At 52.6% G+C, this 14,059-nt stretch carries 11 protein-coding genes; 4 read left to right on the top strand and 7 right to left on the bottom strand.

Features of this window, described 5'->3' with window-relative positions:
* Window positions 1-84: 84 nt before the first annotated feature.
* Complete coding sequence (locus PsW64_RS23410; RefSeq protein ID WP_057462776.1) at window positions 85-1,551, top strand: ATP-binding protein; 1,467 nt, start codon at window positions 85-87, stop codon at window positions 1,549-1,551.
* 8 nt (window positions 1,552-1,559) lie between these two features.
* Here PsW64_RS23410 and PsW64_RS23405 read toward each other — a convergent pair whose 3' ends face one another.
* Together PsW64_RS23405 and PsW64_RS23400 are read right to left on the bottom strand one after the other, a co-directional pair.
* Window positions 1,560-2,423, bottom strand: coding sequence for a hypothetical protein (locus PsW64_RS23405; RefSeq protein ID WP_063305178.1), 864 nt, complete (start codon window positions 2,421-2,423; stop codon window positions 1,560-1,562).
* Between the two features lie 224 nt (window positions 2,424-2,647).
* Window positions 2,648-3,538 carry a DMT family transporter gene (locus PsW64_RS23400; protein WP_063305177.1) on the bottom strand — a complete coding sequence of 297 codons (891 nt, stop codon included), beginning with the start codon at window positions 3,536-3,538 and terminating at the stop codon, window positions 2,648-2,650.
* A 382-nt stretch (window positions 3,539-3,920) separates the two neighbouring features.
* Between PsW64_RS23400 and PsW64_RS23390 the strand changes: the two genes are divergently transcribed.
* Complete coding sequence (locus PsW64_RS23390) at window positions 3,921-6,104, top strand: malate synthase G (protein ID WP_063305176.1); 2,184 nt, start codon at window positions 3,921-3,923, stop codon at window positions 6,102-6,104.
* Between the two features lie 71 nt (window positions 6,105-6,175).
* Here PsW64_RS23390 and PsW64_RS23385 read toward each other — a convergent pair whose 3' ends face one another.
* The 4 genes from PsW64_RS23385 to PsW64_RS23370 all read right to left on the bottom strand — a co-directional run bounded on the left by PsW64_RS23385 (window position 6,176) and on the right by PsW64_RS23370 (window position 9,926).
* Window positions 6,176-6,838: a DUF1906 domain-containing protein gene (locus PsW64_RS23385; protein WP_063305175.1), complete on the bottom strand. Its 663-nt coding sequence runs from the start codon at window positions 6,836-6,838 to the stop codon at window positions 6,176-6,178.
* Window positions 6,839-6,971: 133 nt separating this feature from the next.
* Complete coding sequence (locus tag PsW64_RS23380; RefSeq protein ID WP_063305174.1) at window positions 6,972-7,640, bottom strand: DUF1906 domain-containing protein; 669 nt, start codon at window positions 7,638-7,640, stop codon at window positions 6,972-6,974.
* A 112-nt stretch (window positions 7,641-7,752) separates the two neighbouring features.
* Window positions 7,753-9,201, bottom strand: coding sequence for an ATP-binding protein (locus tag PsW64_RS23375; protein WP_063305173.1), 1,449 nt, complete (start codon window positions 9,199-9,201; stop codon window positions 7,753-7,755).
* On the bottom strand, window positions 9,198-9,926 hold the full coding sequence (locus PsW64_RS23370; RefSeq protein ID WP_057462770.1) for a response regulator: 729 nt from the start codon (window positions 9,924-9,926) through the stop codon (window positions 9,198-9,200). The genes PsW64_RS23375 and PsW64_RS23370 overlap by 4 nt, the downstream gene beginning before the upstream one ends.
* 274 nt (window positions 9,927-10,200) lie before the next feature.
* Here PsW64_RS23370 and PsW64_RS23365 point away from each other — a divergent pair, with 274 nt between their 5' ends.
* Window positions 10,201-11,211, top strand: a complete 1,011-nt coding sequence (locus tag PsW64_RS23365; protein ID WP_063305172.1) for an EF-hand domain-containing protein — start codon at window positions 10,201-10,203, stop codon at window positions 11,209-11,211.
* Window positions 11,212-11,287: 76 nt separating this feature from the next.
* Here PsW64_RS23365 and PsW64_RS23360 read toward each other — a convergent pair whose 3' ends face one another.
* Window positions 11,288-12,874 carry a SulP family inorganic anion transporter gene (locus PsW64_RS23360; protein ID WP_057462768.1) on the bottom strand — a complete coding sequence of 529 codons (1,587 nt, stop codon included), beginning with the start codon at window positions 12,872-12,874 and terminating at the stop codon, window positions 11,288-11,290.
* A 414-nt stretch (window positions 12,875-13,288) separates the two neighbouring features.
* On the opposite strand from PsW64_RS23360, the gene PsW64_RS23355 reads away from it, so the two are divergent.
* Complete coding sequence (locus tag PsW64_RS23355; protein ID WP_063305171.1) at window positions 13,289-13,813, top strand: hypothetical protein; 525 nt, start codon at window positions 13,289-13,291, stop codon at window positions 13,811-13,813.
* The last annotated feature ends 246 nt before the right edge of the window (window positions 13,814-14,059 follow it).

The following is a 14,059-nucleotide window of genomic DNA, read 5'->3' as shown; positions in this document are numbered from 1 at the left end:
GAACCGCAGCGCACTTTAAAAAACGTTTATTGCCGATACCCGGTCAATCACCTGCCTCTTGCGAGGCGCAACAAGAGATTTTGAATGACGGTCAGCATCGAAATGGGTGTCAAACCTAATGGCACCTCCTCTGTTGTCGATCTTGAAGAATTGCTTGCAACGCGACTACTCGTGCAGGGAAACTCCGGCTCGGGCAAATCGCACCTGCTACGCCGCCTGATGGAGCAAAGCGCACCATGGGTGCAACAGGTGGTGATTGACCCGGAAGGCGACTTTGTCTCGCTGGCAGATGAGTTTGGGCATGTGGTGATTGAGGCGACCATGAATGATCGCGAACTCACCATGATCGCCGCCCGCGTGCGCCAGCACCGCATTTCCGTCATTCTTAACCTAGAACATCTGGAACCGGACAAGCAGCTCAAAGCCGCTGCCGCCTTCCTGAACGGCCTGTTCGATTCTGACCGCCAGTACTGGTATCCGGTTTTGGTTGTCGTGGATGAAGCTCAGCTGTTTGCACCTTCCGCCTCTGGTGATTACGGCGAAGAAGCTCGCCGTCTTTCCCTGATGGCCATGACCAACCTCATGTGTCGTGGTCGTAAGCGTGGTCTGGCAGGCATCATCGCAACCCAGCGTCTGGCAAAGCTTGCCAAGAACGTGGCTGCGGAAGCCTCCAACTTCCTGATGGGCCGTACCTTCCTCGATATTGACATGGCCCGCGCCTCCGACTTGCTCGGCATGGACCGGCGTCAGGCAGAACAGTTCCGTAACCTTGAACGCGGACAGTTCATCTCCCTCGGCCCGGCAATGACCCGCCGCCCGCAAAAGGTGGTGATTGGCGAAGTTGTCACGGGCAGCCGGGGTGGCTCGCCAAAGCTGATGCCAATGCCGAACCAGCCAGTTGAAACAGCTGCTGAACTGATCTTCACAGCAACGGACAATGATCCGGTGTTACACAACAACCGTGTGGCCGCGCCTTCTGCAAAAGACGTTATGCTACAGCTGTCACAAACAGCTGCCAGCAACATGCAGGCACAGCATAAGGAAGTTGTTGAAGCCGAGCCGGAGGACCTCTTCAATCTGGAGGAGAAGAACCAGCAGTATCAGGAGATCATTGCCAAGATCCTTGAAGACCCTGAAGCTGCCTTTGCACCGGTCTCACAGCTCTATCAGGATTTTCAGGTCCGCTGCCGCATTGATCGGTTGAAGTCTCAGGATCTTGCCAAGTTCCGTAAGTTTCTTTCCGTGGCCCGTGCTGGTGTCGATAAAAAAGAAGTCGAAGAAGGTGATTGGCAGCAGGCAGAAGTGATTGCCGGACAGCTGCCAGAAGAGATGCGCGGCGTCTATCTTCTGCTGGCCAAAGCTGCCTTTGCAGATGAGCCGTGCCCGGCAGACCTGGACATTGCAAAAGCGTATGGCACCCGCTCACCGGGCAGAGCCCGTTGGCTGCTCACCCATATGGAAGAGCAGGGCTTCATCATTTGTGCCAGTGATCTGCGTGGAAACCGTATCGTGACCCTGCCAGATATCGGCAAGCAAACCGCAACCAAATAAGTCGCAGGTCAGCGGCCATCCGGCAAGGAATGGCCGCCCGCAGGCCCATCCACTTCATCAAAGAAGGTTGTCTCAGTGCTTCGCGAGCAGGTGGAGCACAAATGCGGTTTGGATGGCAGAACATACTTCAGGCAGCACGCTTTGCGCCGCGGAGCATACTCTGTCAGCCCCTCCTGCTGACGCTGACGCCAGACAATCCCGCCATTGATCTTCTTCCCAAGGCTCGCAAGATAAGCCCGCATCAGGCTCGCCACATCTGATGGTTTTGCACCATGGCGTCGCAAGACAAGAAACGGCGATATGATGGAAACAGCCACGGTGGAATAAAACACCGAAGGCGCTACTTTCCGCCGCCCAAGCTCCCGGTGGAAGACCTGAATGATTTCCTCAAAACAAATGGATAGCGCAAACAGCTCCGCAGGACCCTGATCCGGATTGAGTTCGAAATCCTCTTCCGAAAGGCGAGGGTCAAAGAATATCTCCACCCAGGGGGCCTTGCCATGCAGGACAAACCGTAGTTCATCAATGCGGGGTGCACGGCCACTCAACAGGTAACTGACTGAAATCCGGTTGAGCAGAATCTGGCAGATTGTCTTCAGAGCAAGACTTGCGGCAATCTTTGTCGTTGGTGCGCCTCGATCTTCCTTGATGCAGTCAATCATGCGCTTTGCAACCAGACCGAAGTTGCTGTCAAAACCGGAAAACTCCCGCAGCTCTGCAGCCACCACGTGCGGCGCAGGCGCGGTGATTGCCCGCGCAGCAACCAGCTCACCACCTTCAGGTAGAGCAGCCTCAATGAGGCCTGCAAAACGTGCGGGGATGCCCGCTGTTTCGAAAGTGGGAATATCTGAGGGCGATAGACCGGTGGACACTGCCTGCAAAACCTCTGGATCTACGACTGCGCATATCCGGAAAGTGGAATTGGATTTCCGAAATGGATACGCTGAAACTTATAGTTACGAGGCGCGCATGTTTGGCTGACAGTTGGCTGAACACGACACAACAACACTTTCGCGTTACTTAGCACAAAAACAAAGTCTACTGAAATGGTAGACTTTGAAGTCTGTGAGTAATGCACCTGTCTGTTGCAAAAGGATCAGGCTTTCGCCTTGTTGGCCCGTTTCTCCCAGGCAAATTTCTCTGCAATCCAGATGCCACCCAGCACCAGCGCCAGAGCAGCACCGTGATAAAACGCAAACAGTTCCCCAAGCAGCACAATTGCCATCACCGATGCAAACACCGGAACCAGATTGACAAAAACGCCTGCCCGGTTGGGGCCAATCAGTTCCACCCCGCGCATATAAAAAATTTGGGCAAGGAACGATGGGCAAAGAGAGATGTATAAAATAACCAACCAGCCTTGCAGAGAAGGCCAGACCAACGTCTCCTGACTGTACTCAACCGCCAGCATCGGCAGTGACACAAGCGACGCCACAAAGGCCATCACCGCAAAAAAGGCGAGTGCAGGGACCTTGGGTCGGTTTCTCAAAGCCAGCGTGTATCCAGCATAAAACACTGCTGCAACAAGCATCAGCGCATCACCCGGGTTGATGTGCAAATTGAGCAAAACCTGCAGACTACCCTGACTGGCCACAACAAAAACGCCAAGCAATGTCAGCAAAATGCCGATGAATTGGATAAGCGTCACTCGAGCGCCAAACAGGAAGTAAGCCCCAATCACGACGATCATCGGAATGGAGCCCTGCAAGATACCCATATTCACCGCCGTGGTGTTGTGAGCTGCCAGATAGAACAGGCCATTGAAGCCGGAGAACCCGAAGGCGGCCATCAAAGCGATGCTGATCAGGTGAGGGCGGATTTCCGCCCAGGAGGCGACAAGATCCCGCCAGGCAATCAGGCTCATGAGCGCAGCCACAATCCCCCACCGCAAGAACACGATCACCATAGGCGAAACATGCCCCACAGCCAGCTGGCTCGCCACGGCATTACCGCTCCACATGAGTGTGGTCAACACCAAAAGCAGCATAGGCCTGCTGTACAGCGGGGTGAGAAAAGGCATGTAAATAGTCCGTCGGTGAGCGGGCAGGAGGCACCGCTGAAAAGGAGCTGTCACCCTTCACCGTCCCCCTATCAAATGCAAGGTGAATTTCCGCAAGGGCTGTAGAGGTTTCATCAAGTATGCCGTTTTGCTTGGCATGCCGTCTTGAAATGCACGCAAATCCACCCAAAATCAAAGCATTAGACCGCGTGACCAAAGCTTGCCATTCAATCACCTGTGTTTTGAAAGAGCTGGAAACGAATTGATGCATTGTAACTTGAGATTGAATTTGCAAGGGTTTGATCTGAAAAACTCAGCGGCAGGAAGTGACGGCATATCCTGCTAAAAAATGACAATACGAGGGGGACCCATGTCGCAAAGAGTAAGTGTTGCATCACTACAGGTTTCACCGGAGCTCCATAACTTCATCGAAAACGAAGCGCTTCCGGGAACCGGAGTGTCATCCGAACAGTTCTGGGAGGGCTTTTCGCAGATCATCAAGGATCTGACACCGAAGAACCGCGAGCTGCTTCAAATCCGTGAAGACATCCAGACCAAGATCGACGACTGGCATAAAGCCAATCCCGGCACCATTGATCTTGAGAGCTACAAGGCATTCCTCAAAGAGCTTGGCTACCTCCTGCCAGAAGGGGACAGCTTTGAAGTTGAGACAGACAACGTAGACCCGGAAATCGCAGAGATCGCTGGCCCTCAGCTCGTTGTACCAGTCATGAATGCGCGCTACGCCCTCAATGCTGCCAATGCGCGCTGGGGCTCCCTGTATGACGCGCTCTACGGTACCGATGCAATGGGGACCACCCCACAAGCCGGCGGATACGATGAGAAGCGCGGCGCAGAAGTGATCGCCTACGCACGCAAAAAACTGGATGAAGCTCTGCCTCTGGATGAAGGCAGTTGGGCTGATGTCAAAGAATTTGCCATTATGGGCGGCTCTCTGGCGCTGACCCTTGAAAACGAAGAGATGGCTGGCCTTCAGGATCCTCTCGGGTTTGTTGGCTATGCGGGCGATAAAGACGCGCCAACCTCTATCCTGCTGCAGAAAAACGGCCTGCACTTTGATGTCCTGTTTGACAGCACCAGTCCGATTGGCGCTGCAGACAAAGCTGGTATCAGCGACATCATTTTGGAATCTGCCATCTCCACCATCATGGACTGCGAAGACTCTGTTGCTGCCGTGGATGGGGAAGACAAAGCGCTGGCCTACCGCAACTGGCTGGGCTTGATGAACGGCGATCTGAAGGAAGAAGTCGCCAAGGGCGGAAAAACCTTCACCCGTACTTTGAATGCAGACCGCCACTATACAGATGCGCAGGGCGATGCACTTGCTCTGAAAGGGCGTTCCCTGATGTTGGTGCGCAACGTCGGACACCTGATGACCAACCCGGCAATTCTTGATGAGGACGGCAACGAGGTCTTTGAAGGCATCATGGACGCCATGGTAACAGCCCTTTGCGCAGTGCATGACATTGGCCTGCGCACAGGCGCAACAGCCCGCAACATGAACTCTGTGTCTGGTTCGGTCTACATCGTGAAGCCAAAGATGCATGGCCCGGAAGAAGTCACCTTCGCAAACGAGCTGTTTGGCCGTGTTGAAGATGTTCTGGAACTGCCGCGCAATACCCTGAAAATGGGTATCATGGATGAGGAACGCCGCACCACGGTCAACCTCAAAGAGTGCATTCGTGCAGCTAAAGCCCGTGTCTGCTTCATCAACACCGGTTTCCTTGATCGCACTGGTGATGAAATCCATACCTCCATGGAAGCTGGCCCGATGATCCGCAAGGCGGACATGAAGCAAGCAGCATGGATCAACGCTTATGAGAACCACAACGTGGATACCGGTCTTGCCTGCGGTCTGAGAGAGCATGCACAAATCGGTAAAGGCATGTGGGCCATGCCGGATCTTATGCACGCTATGCTGGAGCAGAAGATTGGGCATCCAAAAGCGGGTGCCAACACCGCTTGGGTTCCATCTCCAACCGCAGCAACTTTGCATGCCATGCATTACCATCAGGTCTGTGTGCCAGCCGTTCAGGAAGAACTGGCAAGCCGCGAGCCAGCCAAGCTGGATGACATCCTGTCCATTCCGGTTGCGACCAATCCAAACTGGACACCGGAAGACATCAGGTCAGAAGTTGAAAACAACGCACAAGGCATCCTTGGTTACGTTGTCCGCTGGGTAGAACATGGCACAGGTTGTTCCAAGGTGCTGGACATTCATAATGTGGCATTGATGGAAGACCGCGCCACCTGCCGCATCTCTTCTCAGCACATCGCCAACTGGCTGCATCACAGTGTCTGCTCAAAAGAACAGGTGATGGAGATCATGAAGCGTATGGCCGCTGTGGTGGATGAACAGAACGCAGGCGATCCGGCCTACCACAACATGGCACCAGACTTCGACAACTCCGTCGCCTTTCAAGCCGCTTGCGATCTGGTGTTCAAGGGCCGCGTCCAGCCGAGCGGTTACACCGAACCAGTGCTGCACAAACGCCGTTTGGAAGCAAAAGCCAAATTCGGCGTTTCTGCTTAAAAAAATAAAACCCTGCGCAGTCCCAAACGATTGCGCAGGGTTTGCTTGATTGGCACTTCATGAGCCAGAATTCAGCTGACATCCTTCGGTGTAAGATGCGTAAATCCGCCAAAATCGCCGTTTGTCAGATTGAGCGTATCACTATCAAACTCAGTTCCTGAAATTTTCACAGCCGGTCCTTGCAGGATGTTCCATTTTCTGGAATCACGGAACTTTTTGTAGTCGCGGAAACCTTGTGACTGGCTCAGCCAAGTCAGGTCAACTAGCCCGTCTTGCAAGGCATTGGCAGCAACCAATCCATTTCCATAGACGCCAATCTTGTAAGGGGTTCCAGCCTTTTCAAAGACTGACTGGATTTCCTTGAAGTAGGGCGTGATGTAGTGCACGTAGTCGTAATAGGACGCGTCATAGTCAACGGCAAAGTAGATGCCAGAGCCTTTGGGCTGCCTGATTACATCCTGTGCCAGATGCAGCGCCTGTTGAGCCTGCTGTGTTCCTGCAGCACTCGTAAAGGAGGATGGCTTGTCATTGCTGTCCTCATAAACAGTGATGATGGAAAGGCCCGCAGCAATTAGCTGCTGGGCCTCAGTCGGCTGCAATTGCTTCCACTTGGAAAAAGAGTAGTAACGCCCAACGGCCTTATACCCTTTTTTGGCGATCGCACTCGCCAGCACTTCCACACCTTCAGCTGTATCAACGGCAGGTTCGGTCTTGATGCCTTTATCGTCAGTCATTGCTTCTCTGCTTCTTATTGTTATGCAGAGTGATGACGAACATGAGAGAAAAGCCGTGAGAGCCTACCAGTTCCAATGGTTAGCGAAGTTATACGCTGGGTTTGGAAGGATGAACCAATGGAAGGTTTATCCCTCATTTGGAGCAGGAGGGAGGTGCAAAGCTTCCAAAGCCACCATAAGAGCCTCGGTTCAGATTGAGTGTGTCCTGATCGTACTGAGTGCCGGCAATTGTCACGTAAGGACCCTGAAGAATGTTCCAGTCACCAGATTGTTTATATTCCTGATAGTCATAGTAACCGGTTGACTGAGAAAGCCATGTCAGGTTGGCAAGACCATCACCTTTGGCACAGGAACAGACGAGACCATTGCCATAAATGCCCACATGGTAGGGATAGCCAAAGGAAGCAAAAACATCGTTGATCGCTCTCAGATAAGGCCTGATGTAATGGGTGTAGTCATAGCTTGATGCATCATAATCGACAGCAAAATAGATGCCGGTTTGCCTTGGCTGATGGATGACGGCATCTGCTTGATAAAGTGCTCGTAACGCCTGTTGAATTCCAATTTCGGGTGAGAAAAAGGACGGAGCATTATTGCTGTCTTCATAAACCACAAAGATGTTCAGGTCTGCTGCGAAGAGCTCTGAAGCTTCTGCTTTGGTCAACTGTTTCCAGCTGTACTGGGAGTAATAACGTCCCACGGCTTTGTAGCCATCTTGGGCAAGTGTTTCGGCGGAGTTACCGGCATTTGATGCTGTATCAAGTGCTGGCAGCAAGAGTTTAGGGGAGGTTGGGTCTGTCATTTGCTCTGCTTTTTGTTGTTATGCAGAGCAGTGACGAAGCGGAGAGCAACGACGTGAGTGAAGGCGTTCTGCTAGGGTAACAGAAGCCTTAATCTCTCGCGCCTGTTGGATGTTAAAGCGGCAGTCTCACAATTGCGACAAGGCCGTTTTCCTCGCCATTCTCAAGGCGGATTGTACCGCCTTGCGCATGAATGATGCTGCGTGTGATCGCAAGGCCCAAACCGATGCCACCTGTTTCTTCATTTCTGGATTCTTCCAGGCGAACAAACGGCTCAAACACATCTTCAAGGCGGTTCTGCGGGATGCCCGGACCTTTGTCTGCAATACGAACTTCTGCATGAGCCTCGTCAACTCGGAACGAAACCTCAGCCTGCTCGCCATAACGGATCGCATTGCCAATCAGGTTCTGGAAAGCACGTTTAAGAGACATCGGACGACACTTCAGCACAACACGGTTGTGTGCCTCAACGCTCACATGATTGCCCATGTCCTCCTGATCATTGGCGATGCTCTCCAGCAAACCGCCAAGGTCGACAGAACGCAACTCTTCCTGCTTTGAATCTTCACGGGTAAAGGCAAGCGTTTCCTCCACCATGGCCTGCATTTCATCCAGCGTGGCGATCATGCGCTCCCGGTCTTCATCATCATCAATAAACTCGGCACGAATACGTAGCGAGGTGATCGGGGTACGCAAATCATGGCTGATCGCCGCCAGCATACGGGTACGGTCAGAAATAAACCGAGTCAATCGCTCCTGCATCTGGTTGAACGAGCGCGTCACAGCCTGCACTTCGGCAGGTCCAGCTTCTTTCAGCGGCTTCACATCGGCACCACGGCCAAGATCATTGGCAGCCGCTTCCAGCGTTCGAAGTGGCTTTGTCAGGCGGTACACAGAGACCCAGATGATCAAAATGGTCAGCAAGGCCATAATGACGATCGGCAGCAATATCGGTACAAACGAGGGCTTCGGAAGCCGGAAGTTGCTCTCGATGTTCAGCCACTGGCCGTTCTTCAGCTCAATGGCAGCAAAGAGCTGGACGCCCTTGAGAGAAAACCAGCGGTATTTTTTGAAATAATCATCGCGGCGGTCATGCATCGCCTGCATGGAACCATGAGAAGATCGCTCACGTCCTTCTGGAGGCGGAGAGGATCGCTCACGCCACTTCTCTTCTTGAAAACGCTCATTGTAGATAACGGCAACACGGGCTTGTCGGTCATGATCCAGCTTGCGCTTCAGGTAGTCAGCAAGCCGAGCCTCCATGCTTTCATCACCACCGGTTTCGGCGACGACCGGAGTGTCTCCAATCGAAAAGCGCGTGCGTGTGTTAGAGACCGTACGCAAAACCTGCTTCTGCAAGCGCGGCGGCGTGGCTTCCAGCAGCTTCACCACATTGGCAGTGCGCCACAAGGCATTGTCGCGGGCAAGATTGGCAAGCGCAACCTGACGCTCTCGCCCAAGCAGAACAAAGCTGACGACCTGCGAAAAGATGAGCGCAGCCAGCAGCAGCAAGATGAGCTGGGGGGCAAGACGGCGGGGGATCAGGTATCTGAGAAACTTCATTGGGTGACTTCTTTGACTTCACCGGTAAAGGTGTAACCGCCCCCCCAGACAGTTTTGATCAACTCCGGATTTTTGGGATCAATCTCGATTTTCCGGCGCAAGCGGGAAACCTGATTGTCGATAGACCGGTCAAACACTCCCAGTGACCGACCAGAGGTCAGATCTAGCAGTTGCTCGCGTGACAGCACCACACGGGGCCGCTTCAAAAACGCCAGCAGCAACTGAAACTCACCGGAGGACAGAGGCACGCTCACATCTTCCGGATCAATCAGTTCTCGCCGTGCAGTATCCAGAACCCAGCCGTTAAACGCCAGTTTTTCTGTATCGATGGGGTCACGTTCCCGCGGAACACTGGTGGCACGGCGCAGCACAGCGCGGATGCGAGCCAGCAGCTCACGCGGATTGAAGGGCTTGGTCACATAATCATCTGCACCAATCTCTAGGCCCACAACGCGGTCTGTATCTTCAGCCATCGCTGTCAGCAGGATCACAGGGGCCTGATTGGTCTCCACCAGATGCCGGCAGAGTGACAAACCGTCTTCACCCGGCATCATGATGTCCAGCACTACAAGATCAATGGAGGAGTTTCTCAGAGTCTTACGTGCAGCAGCTGCACTTTCTGCCACGGTCGTACGCATATTATTCTTCGTCAGATACCGGGCAAGGCTTTCCCGGATATCCCGATGATCATCGACGATAAGAATATGTGCTGTACTCTGAGACATGCATCCTCGCTGTGAGTCTCGTCTCCCATTACCTGTGAAAGACCATATAGTATTCGATGCCTAACTTATGCCGTATTCCCGGGGCCTGCGAAAGGTTCTCAGGACCCAAAAATGTATCAAACTGTCCCAACCCGATATTCTGGCAAATACTGTGACAAAACAGCGTGTTTTCTGGTGTAGTTTTGCGACAGTTCGCGCCTACCTTCTGTTTATCGAAGCACACTCACACACACCTTCCCCTCGTTTTAGGCTTTGATTTTTAGGAGAACACGACATGATGAATTTCAAAACGATTATGGCTGGCTCTGTAGCTGCATTGATTGCTGGTACCGCTCTGTCTCCTGCCATGGCTGCTCCAGGTTTTGGCGGAAGCTTTGGTAAGAAGATGTCTTCCCAGTTTTTTACAAATTTTGACGCAAACAAGGACGGCTCAGTCACCACTGCTGAGATTGAAGCAAAACGCAAAGCAGACTTTGCAAAAGCAGACACAGCTGGTGACGGCGCAATCACTCTGGAAGAATGGAAAGTCTTTGCAGCAGATCGTTCATCCGAGCGCAGCAAGGACCGTTCAGTCCGCATCTTCCAGCGCTTTGACAGCAACGGCGACGGTCAGGTGACCCGCGAAGAGTTCCTTGATCAGGCAGAACGCATGACAGCGCGCATGGACAAGATGAAAAAGCGCATGGGCGACCGTATGGCCAAGATGCAGGACGGCAAGGGCGGCAAAGGCAGCTGGGGCGACGGCCCACGTGATGGCAAACAAGGCAAGGACGGCTGGCAGAAAGGCCCTCGCGACGGTAAGCAAGCCGACGGCAAACAAGGCAAAGGTGGCTGGGGTGATGGCCCTCGCGATCAGGGCATGATGAGCTTTGGCAAGCATGGCGGCAAAGGCATGCGCGGCGAAATGATGGGCGCAATGTTCGCCAAGGTTGATCTGGACAAGAACGGCCAGATCTCCAAGGATGAACTGAGCAAACTCGCTGACCAGCTCTTCGCAAATGGCCCGGTTGATCTGGCTGGTTTCAGAACCATCGCAGCTGAATTCAAAGAGCCAATGTACGTTCGTTCCTTCCAGCGTCTGGATGCTAACGGCGACCTGAAAGTCACACAGGAAGAGTTCTTTGCACCAACTGCTCAGATGATGAAACGCATGGACCGGAACAATGACGGCGTCATCACCTCCGCAGACTTCACGAAGATGAAGAAAGACTGGCGCAAAGGCCAGAAGGACCGCAAAGGTGGCCACGGTCATGGTTACAGCAAGGGACAAGGCCAGCGCGGATAAGCCAAACCGCTTGAGCGAATAAAAAAGGCGGAGCCATCGTGCTCCGCCTTTTCTGTATCAGCTTAGGAAACCTGCATCAGCTTGTGGCTGGCTTGGTCTCTTGCATCTCTGCATCATAATCAACTGCAATGCCGTAATGCGGATCTTCCAGAACAGCGACCTCAACCATGCTGCCAGCTTTGTGCAGCAGGTCTTTACAATCCGGAGATAAGTGACGCAGATGCAAGGTCTTGCCAACCTGCTCATAGCGCGTTGCCAGTGCATCAATTGCCTGCAAACCGGAATGGTCCACCACGCGGGAATTGATGAAGTCAACAATCACATCATCCGGGTCAGACTGAGGATCAAAGATCTCTTGGAAACCAGCAGCAGAGCCAAAGAACAGCGGGCCTTCAAGCTTGTAGATTTTCTGGCCTTCAGAGTTGGTTGTTGTGTGTGCATCAATACGTTTGGATGCGTTCCATGCATAAGCAAGCGCAGAAACAATCACGCCAACCACAACAGCAACAGCAAGGTCAGAATACACAGTCACACCAGTCACCAGCGCAATAACAATCGCATCAGTCCGTGGAATCTTGTGCAGGATCTTGAAGGTGTTCCACGCAAAGGTACCAATCACCACCATGAACATCACACCAACCAAAGCTGCCAGCGGGATCTGCTCAATCAGTGAAGACGCAAACAGAATGAAGCTCAGCAAAAACAGCGCTGCAGCAATACCTGCAAGGCGTGTCCGGCCACCGGATTTCACGTTGATCATGGACTGACCAATCATCGCACAACCACCCATGCCGCCGAAGAAGCCAGTCACAACGTTTGCAGCACCCTGAGCAAGACACTCTTTGGAGGCGCCACCGCGTGTATCTGTCATTTCAGAAACAAGGTTCAGCGTCAAAAGGCTTTCAATCAGGCCGATTGCAGCAAGAATAATGGAGTATGGCAGGATGATCTGCAGCGTCTCAAGGTTCAGTGGAACCATAGGGATGTGGAATTCAGGCAGGCCACCAGAAATCGGAGCCAGATCACCAACGGTCTGAACGTTAAGCCCAAGACCAATCACGATCACAGAAACAACAACAATAGCTGCAAGCGGAGCAGGAATAGCGTTGGTCAGCTTTGGCAGATACCAGATCACAGCCATGGTCAATGCAACAAGACCAAGCATCAACGTCAGGTCCATACCTGCAAGCCAGCTTGCTGTGCCAGTCACTTCATCAACGGTCTGGAACTGGCCCATTTGCGCAAGAAAGATCACGATCGCAAGGCCGTTCACAAATCCAAGCATAACCGGGTGCGGCACCATGCGGATGAACTTACCCCAGCGCATAACGCCGAAGATCAGCTGAAGGATGCCCATCAGCACAACGGTCGCAAACAGGTATTCCACGCCGTAGGTCACTACGAGTGAGACCATAACAACGGCAAGCGCGCCGGTTGCACCAGAGATCATGCCCGGACGACCACCGAAAACAGCAGTAATAATGCCGACGATGAAGGCCGCGTACAGACCTACAAGCGGTTCAACCTGAGCAACAAATGCGAATGCAACAGCTTCTGGAACCAGAGCAAGAGCAACGGTAAGCCCGGAGAGGAGCTCAACCTTAATAGTATTGGCTGTAAAGCCAGTCTTTTCGGGCGCGTGCGCCTTCGAGGACGAATGCAAGTAGCACCTCCAATGGGATTCTTGGTACTGTTTTAAAGTAGTGGGCAAATCCTAGGCACGCACTGTGAAGTCCGTGTGAAACCAAGAGGTTTCCTGCTCAAGGACAAGAGCTATTCAGCCAGGACACCGCTAAAATTTGAGCGGTTTTTGTCTCCCTTTTGACGCGCTTATACGGGAATATCGTCAAAAACACCATCCCCCCCACGCATAATAGCCATGCACGGGGGGCGGGGAGGGATGTTATCGTGGCTCTCATGCCAAGAAAGCAGGCGTTTAGAAAGTGAGAGGGCGCGCGCCTTTTGGCGGAGCTGCATCCCAAGATCTTTCTTTAGTACGCTGAACCACCCTTTAATCTGAGTATATGGTGCTATTCGTCGCAAGTGTAACTTCTGGAGCAAAGACTAGGAGTTCTAGATGCTCGGTTACAAACCAATCGCTGTCACAGTGTGTTTGATGCTTACGCTGGTATTTGCAGGCTGTTCTTCGGTTGTTAGAGCTCTGAATAGCCCCTCTTACTCCACGTATGTGAAAGTGAATCCAAGCTTGAGCAACGAAGAACTAACAAGAAAATTATTGATACTTATGAAGAAACGCGGCATTGCACCATGTGCTAAGAGAGTGCTTAATTTGGCAGAGGGGACAATAAACTATGTTCCTGACTCAGATGCTAAAGAGTGTTTTTTCTATGAGTTACCTGATGGTGAACGGATTGCTCCGAAGTGGCATGACCATCCACTAAGAGTAGATCGGCGGAATGCACTCATTGAGATTGGCTACCATCATTCTGCAAATGTAGCGGGACATAGTACCCGTATTAAAAGAGTATCTAGAGACAAGATTCAGATTACTGTTTTTGGTGCTGATGCATATTTTCTATCGTTACCAAACAAGCTGGTTGCTATGGAGGTCGCAAAGAATATCCGCGAAAACTTGCGGTAGCTCTTGCGTGACAATCAGCGTCAAAAACGAACCTTCTGTTTATACGCCATCCGTCCGGGGAGACTGTTGCTCATGCTTTGATGTCATCCCGGGTGAAGCGCAGCGTAGACCCGGGACCCATACTCCCAGTATGAGAGGTGGGTTGAAGGTCTTCATGAGAAAGCAAGGCAAGCGGATATGGATCCCGGGCGAGATGTTTGTCCCGGAGAGATGGTTGACGTTTGTTCGGGGACATGGGTGACGGTT

It is taken from the genome of Pseudovibrio sp. W64 (assembly GCF_001623145.1).
Taxonomy (GTDB): Bacteria; Pseudomonadota; Alphaproteobacteria; order Rhizobiales; family Stappiaceae; genus Pseudovibrio.
The sequence above is the reverse complement of the archived record's forward strand: the minus strand, read 5'-3'. Positions and strand labels throughout refer to the sequence as shown.

Bases quoted from the DNA above. Each gene is read 5' to 3' on its own strand.
- PsW64_RS23410 (WP_057462776.1), top strand. From the start codon at position 85: ATGACGGTCAGCATCGAAATGGGTGTCAAACCTAATGGCACCTCCTCT.
- PsW64_RS23400 (WP_063305177.1), bottom strand. From the start codon at position 3,538: ATGCTGCTTTTGGTGTTGACCACACTCATGTGGAGCGGTAATGCCGTG.
- PsW64_RS23390 (WP_063305176.1), top strand. From the start codon at position 3,921: ATGTCGCAAAGAGTAAGTGTTGCATCACTACAGGTTTCACCGGAGCTC.
- PsW64_RS23385 (WP_063305175.1), bottom strand. From the start codon at position 6,838: ATGACTGACGATAAAGGCATCAAGACCGAACCTGCCGTTGATACAGCT.
- PsW64_RS23380 (WP_063305174.1), bottom strand. From the start codon at position 7,640: ATGACAGACCCAACCTCCCCTAAACTCTTGCTGCCAGCACTTGATACA.
- PsW64_RS23375 (WP_063305173.1), bottom strand. From the start codon at position 9,201: ATGAAGTTTCTCAGATACCTGATCCCCCGCCGTCTTGCCCCCCAGCTC.
- PsW64_RS23370 (WP_057462770.1), bottom strand. From the start codon at position 9,926: ATGTCTCAGAGTACAGCACATATTCTTATCGTCGATGATCATCGGGAT.
- PsW64_RS23365 (WP_063305172.1), top strand. From the start codon at position 10,201: ATGATGAATTTCAAAACGATTATGGCTGGCTCTGTAGCTGCATTGATT.
- PsW64_RS23355 (WP_063305171.1), top strand. From the start codon at position 13,289: ATGCTCGGTTACAAACCAATCGCTGTCACAGTGTGTTTGATGCTTACG.